The 5,496-nt window shown below is 35.0% G+C and carries 7 protein-coding genes; 4 read left to right on the top strand and 3 right to left on the bottom strand.

All coding sequences use genetic code 11. The annotated features are described in order from the left end of the window. Positions 1 to 329 (top strand): IS3 family transposase (locus BLP68_RS21085; protein ID WP_143003148.1); only part of this gene is annotated, 329 nt, incomplete at its 5' end. Between the two features lies 1 nt (position 330). Here BLP68_RS21085 and BLP68_RS21080 read toward each other — a convergent pair. After that, positions 331 to 708: a virulence RhuM family protein gene (locus BLP68_RS21080; protein WP_207647959.1), complete on the bottom strand. Its 378-nt coding sequence runs from the start codon at positions 706 to 708 to the stop codon at positions 331 to 333. Between the two features lie 138 nt (positions 709 to 846). Continuing rightward, the gene (locus tag BLP68_RS21925) at positions 847 to 990 is read right to left on the bottom strand and encodes an SHOCT domain-containing protein (protein ID WP_176759146.1); all 144 of its coding nucleotides are present in this window, start codon (positions 988 to 990) and stop codon (positions 847 to 849) included. Between the two features lie 525 nt (positions 991 to 1,515). Between BLP68_RS21925 and BLP68_RS21075 the strand changes: the two genes are divergently transcribed. The 3 genes from BLP68_RS21075 (at position 1,516) to BLP68_RS21065 (ending at position 4,188) form a co-directional block, all read left to right on the top strand. Beyond that, positions 1,516 to 2,427, top strand: coding sequence for a helix-turn-helix transcriptional regulator (locus BLP68_RS21075; protein WP_091547721.1), 912 nt, complete (start codon positions 1,516 to 1,518; stop codon positions 2,425 to 2,427). Between the two features lie 176 nt (positions 2,428 to 2,603). Beyond that, complete coding sequence (locus BLP68_RS21070) at positions 2,604 to 3,662, top strand: hypothetical protein (protein ID WP_091547719.1); 1,059 nt, start codon at positions 2,604 to 2,606, stop codon at positions 3,660 to 3,662. A gap of 46 nt (positions 3,663 to 3,708) precedes the next feature. Beyond that, positions 3,709 to 4,188: a pyridoxamine 5'-phosphate oxidase family protein gene (locus tag BLP68_RS21065; RefSeq protein WP_091547718.1), complete on the top strand. Its 480-nt coding sequence runs from the start codon at positions 3,709 to 3,711 to the stop codon at positions 4,186 to 4,188. Between the two features lie 415 nt (positions 4,189 to 4,603). Here BLP68_RS21065 and BLP68_RS21060 read toward each other — a convergent pair whose 3' ends face one another. Next, the gene (locus BLP68_RS21060; protein ID WP_091547716.1) at positions 4,604 to 4,819 is read right to left on the bottom strand and encodes a hypothetical protein; all 216 of its coding nucleotides are present in this window, start codon (positions 4,817 to 4,819) and stop codon (positions 4,604 to 4,606) included. Between the last annotated feature and the right edge of the window lie 677 nt (positions 4,820 to 5,496).

Below are 5,496 nucleotides of genomic sequence, written 5' to 3'. Positions count from 1 at the left end.
TAAAAACAAGATTAGATTCCATTACATTATTTCATACAGATAGAGGTAAAGAATTCAAGAACAAGATAATAGATGAAGTCCTAGATGCCTTTAAAATCAAACGTTCTCTGAGTATGAAGGGATGCCCCTATGATAATGCCGTAGCTGAAGCTACCTTTAAAATAATTAAGACTGAGTTTACAAATAACACCCACTTTGAGAATTTAGATGAGCTTCAGATGAATCTAGCTGATTACGTTAATTGGTTTAATAATTATAGAATACATTCAACATTAGGCTATTTAAGCCCAGTAGAATTTAGAGAGCATAACCTTATAAAAACTGTCTAATTTAGTGTTGACAATCCACTTTGACTAAGTACTCATTTAATCTTTCAGTTGCCCATCGTCTAAATTGTGTACCTCTGCTGGAACGTACACGATAGCCAACGGCAATGATTAATTCTAGGTCATAAAAACGTACCGTTCTCTCAACCTCTCTATTTCCCTCGGTTTGAACTATTCGGTTTTCCCGAATAGTTCGATTTTCTTCAAGTTCACCTTCTGCATAAATATTTTTTATATGTTCATTAATGGTAATCACACCTTTTTGATAAAGCTCAGCAATAGCCTTCTGTGTCATCCATACGGTTTCATTTTCAAGCCTTACGTCAATTTTTGTTTTACCGTCTTCCAATTGGTAAATAAGAATATATGTTTTATTCTCCACATTATCCCCCATTTCCGTAATTTATTAATCAATTCGTCAGACACAGTCTGACTTTTTCAAAGTGAACTATCCGGTAAATTCCAGATAGCTCATCTATGTTCCTACTTATCATGATAATTTTAACACAGTGGTGAAAACTCAACCACATAAACCTCGCTTAATTTTGTATTTTCTTTCCAGCTCAGCTTTGATCTTAATGAATTCCTTTTCTGAAATCATCTTTTCATCAAGCAGGCTGGAAAGCATGGCTAACTGTGTTGTAAATCTCATTAAGTTTTCCATCTGACCCTCCTGCTTGATTTTTATTATTTAATAGTATTTTTTGAGTACGGCCACTACAGCTTCATAGATATCATTTAGTGACTTTCTAACTTCCTCAAATGTCTGTAATACATAAAAAACTATACAGTAGTTACCAATATAAGTAAAGTATTTTTCAAAATTTTTACAAAAGTAAAACATCTTCTTCAATTAATATATTTCACCTCCTAATCAATCACAATTCTTATCATAATCCTATATAAAGCACAAGTGTGAACATGGCCATTTTTAGGCGTACATGCACAAATACAAGGATTTCAACCTATTATTTAAAGTGACCTACCATTTAGGTTTTAGGGAGGAGATGATTTACGATGAAAAATGGGGGCAATTTATTTTTGCCTAATGGATTGAACTCCGATGTTTTTGTGGTATACTGGTTCTCATAGGTTAGTTTTTGATATCTGCGCTGATGAAATCTTGGCGGCGTGGATTTGGTAATTTATATTTTGCACAATATTCCATATAGAAAGAAAGATATTAAAAATGCAAATAGAACGGTTGTTTAAGATTGTTTATTACTTACTTGACAAAAAGATTGTCACCGCAAAAGAACTTGCCGGACTATTGGGAGTATCTAAGCGTACTGTTTTTCGGGATATAGACACATTAAGCCTTTCGGGGATTCCTATTTATTCGGAAAAGGGGAGCAAAGGCGGTTATAAATTGACGGATAGCTTTGTGCTGAATAAATCTATCATTACCGAGCATGAACAAAACGAGATTTTATCGGCTTTGCAAGGTCTTTCAGCGGTAAAAACAGAAGAAACAGAGCAAGTGTTGCAAAAACTAAGCACCTTCTTTAAAAAATCTCCGCCTAACTGGTTTAGTGTTGATTTTTCTAGTTGGGGAGACGGCGGCGGAGTTCGTGACTTTTCCGATATTAAAAATGCGATTTTTAAAAAACACATTATAGAGTTTGACTATTATAATTCAAAAGGCGAAAAAACTCACAGGCGTGTAGAACCGCTTCACATGTGGTTTAAAGCACATTCTTGGTATTTCAACGGCTTCTGCCTTGTAAAGCAAGGTGTCAGACTGTTCAAACTCTCAAGGACAAGAAATTTTACAGTTACCGATGAAAAATTCACGGAGCGGGATTTACTCACTGAAAGCGAATGTCACGAGCAAACCGATACATTTCATGACAGAGTCACGCTTGTTATGAACATTGCACCCGAGATGGCATATCGGGTATATGACTTTTACAGCGAAGAAGATATAGTAAAGAATGATGACGGCAGTTTAACGGTAACGCAAAGAGGAGAACCCGAAGATAATGGAATGTACGGATTTATTCTTTCTTTCGGGGAATATGCCGAAGTGTTGGAGCCAAAACATATACGGGATATTATTAATGAAAAAGCTCTCCTTATTTCAAAAAAATATTTAAAATAACTTTTCTAAGATGACACACAGTTGTCATCTTTATTGTTGTATTATTAACAACAGGTAATAAAAATTACAACAATAAATTTTAGGAGAATAGGACATAGAATAGGGGCTTGGTTATTATCAAATGCACAGATATTTCCTTATAAAGCTAAAAGATGATGTTTAAGGAGGTGAAAAAAATGCGGAAGACACTGGCAGATATGGCAAAACATATAAAAAGTATTATTTTGCCGGAATCACTTGAAGCATACGCAATTAAACCTGTTTTTGAAGATATTTCAAATGAGGAAAACATCCGGGAAGGAGTTCTTGCGTTCAGAGCCTTTTTACATCAGCTTTGCGACGTTTTAATTGAGGAAGGCGATTTGTATGACAATTATAAGAAAATTGCTCATCCATTTGAAAACCGCATTACTATTTCGCTGTGCTATCCATTTCTCAACAATATAAAGTATTTATTGAGAAATATAGGCTTTTATGGCGTGTTGACTGAGGACGCTGAGGCTCTCATTACCGGAAGCAGTATTTTTTATGAAAAAGTATCTGATTCTAAAAATATTGAATGTTTACGGTTCTTAACTGATTGTGGCGTATGTGTTGATGGAATAGATCTAAGCAAAAAGAGGCAAAAATTATCAGAAGTAGAAACTATAAAAATTTCATATCCTGATAATCCTGCCATGTTGACTGGCTTGAAAGCTATGGCAATAGCCGAGATTGAATTTGACACAGATGGGGTTCGTGATACTCTTGATATTTTATTACGATGCGATTATAGAGTATTGAAAAAAGTTGAAACAGATGTTGCTTCCATCTTAAAAGAAACTATAAGGCATTTATCCGAGAATGTGCAGGATTTTATAATGCGGCTACATCAACTTCATATAGATAAAGGGCTTAAATGCGATGTAATAATAAAGGATTTTTGGATAAAGATTATGTATTTTCATGGGAGAAAAGAGATATGGGGAATTAATACATCTCTTAATAATGGTTTTGAAATAACCGTCAAAGCGGGAAATACACATGAATACGCTGACACTATAAAAAAATTACCCTTGCCTTTGCAGGAGATAATTGCAAAGGGATATGGTTGTGGAAAAAGAAGAGGTGTTAGCGCGGTTTGTGATGGAGGTTGCAAAGGGCTTTGTATTCCACTCGATGATTCTGTTTTAGATATAAGCGATGGCATCGAAGCGTGGTTTGATCAAGAGTTGTCATGTTTGCGAAAGAAATAACTAATTTTGCACAACATAAAAATAACATATTACTGGAGGAATTAAAATGAACAAGTACGAAAATGCAATGAAACTTATGGAAGAACGCTGCGGAAACGCCAACAAGGACAATGTTATTGGGCTTGCAACCATAGCATTATCCGCAAACGCAGCAGGCACTCCCCGTCTCTCTAATCGTATGGTTAGCGCGTATTATGAGAATGGCGTATTTTATGTATCTACAGGAGCAAAAAAAAGCAAAATGCTCGAAATCGAGAAAAATAACGAAGTTGCCATTTGTGGGCTTGATTGGTTTGCAGCTAATGGTACGGCTGAAAATCTCGGCTGGGTTAAAGACGAAAAAAACGCAGAAATTAGAGCGAAGATGAAAAAAGTTTTTGTTTGGTTTGATGAGCATGGTGGCGAAGATGACCCAAACTCTATTGTTTTGCGCATCACTCTTACAGACGGAACCATAACCGATAACGAGCAAAAATACGGCGAGTGGAGATATGAAGTTGATTTTGTAAATAAAGCAGCGAAGTAAAAAGTGCACCTAATAAGCATTTTGAGCAGAACCTTAAAAAACTGTACCACACCGTAATCATCAAGATTAGCTACAGCCTAACGGACGAGGTGAAAAATTCCTTTCCGATTGGCTGTTTTTTATGAGACTTCAAGTTGTACTCTAGTATGGCTTTGGTTCAATATTAGTTTCGCTAACTCAACCCATCCCATAATTATTTTAAAGCATGGCAAGTCTAAAATCGCTTGCCCAAAGTTTTATTATAAGGATATCTGGTCCAAATCACATATAGTTCTAAGCTTTCTTATGCAGGTATGCTTGACATAGAAAATCTTAGTATAGACATACTTCAGCATCAGGAGCTTCTTCCTTAGTTATGGTAGCTCCAATTATATAGAGACAGTCTGACGTTTCGCTCGTCTCCCTTATTTTAGATTTAACTACTTCTCACAGCTTTTTCAACTATACCTTTCCCTGTCCCTAATACCTTAGCTAGTTGTCTAATACTAACTGCTGTATGTTGATAGATATCCTTTATATATTTATTTCTCTTTTCAATTGGCAATTGCATCAGTACATCTATTTTTATTTCCTTTTCAATGATCTCTTTTATATCAGTATCTGTGAATTTTTTCTCTACAGACTTGTACATAAAAACTCTTCTTCTGTCTCAGCATTCATATAGTGTTCAAAATCATTAAGATTTGAAAAGTATCATTTTATTAACTCAGCATCTATAAAGGAACCTACTTGGGCATATTCTAATAAATATTGATGATAGCTACTCCATGGATAATCTTAAGAAACATTGACTATCCTTGCTTTTACTGGATTTTGATGAATTCTTACTAGCTTTTTTAACAATCTTGCCCACAGGAATTTTCCCTTCACCTTAGCCAAACTCCACATTTACGTTGATATGTGTGTCTGCTTTTTTGTGGGAAATATCAAGGACTTGCGGAGCAAGGGTTTACCCTTGGAGTGGTATAGCCTAACTGGACACATATAAATGTACATTGCTCCTGTTTACTTAAAATTACAAACTTAATTGAAATTTTTCTAATTTATCATTTTTAATAAAGTCCATATAATTCTTTTAAAGTTATTTTTTACCATTTGGTACCGTCAATTAACTAGTAATTAGTTATAGGGTCAACTTAAACATATATTTCCAACTAACCGTTTGCTAGTGACATTGAGCCTCTGTGGCTATGGTTCCAATCTTTTGAGGCATCTTATAAATTAATAAAGATTGGCCTCTTATCAAGCCTACCATACCCACACTCAATGTAAATAGTTCGCTACGCCAAACTAATTATGCAGCTTCTA

Source organism: Alkaliphilus peptidifermentans DSM 18978, assembly GCF_900101495.1.
Lineage (GTDB): Bacteria > Bacillota > Clostridia > Peptostreptococcales > Natronincolaceae > Alkaliphilus_C > Alkaliphilus_C peptidifermentans.
This window is presented reverse-complemented; position numbering and strand designations above follow the sequence as displayed.

What these genes read in the sequence shown, in the direction of transcription:
- BLP68_RS21925 (WP_176759146.1), bottom strand. Translation starts at nt 990, where the DNA reads ATGGAAAACTTAATGAGATTTACAACACAGTTAGCCATGCTTTCCAGC.
- BLP68_RS21075 (WP_091547721.1), top strand. Translation starts at nt 1,516, where the DNA reads ATGCAAATAGAACGGTTGTTTAAGATTGTTTATTACTTACTTGACAAA.
- BLP68_RS21070 (WP_091547719.1), top strand. Translation starts at nt 2,604, where the DNA reads ATGCGGAAGACACTGGCAGATATGGCAAAACATATAAAAAGTATTATT.
- BLP68_RS21065 (WP_091547718.1), top strand. Translation starts at nt 3,709, where the DNA reads ATGAACAAGTACGAAAATGCAATGAAACTTATGGAAGAACGCTGCGGA.
- BLP68_RS21060 (WP_091547716.1), bottom strand. Translation starts at nt 4,819, where the DNA reads ATGTACAAGTCTGTAGAGAAAAAATTCACAGATACTGATATAAAAGAG.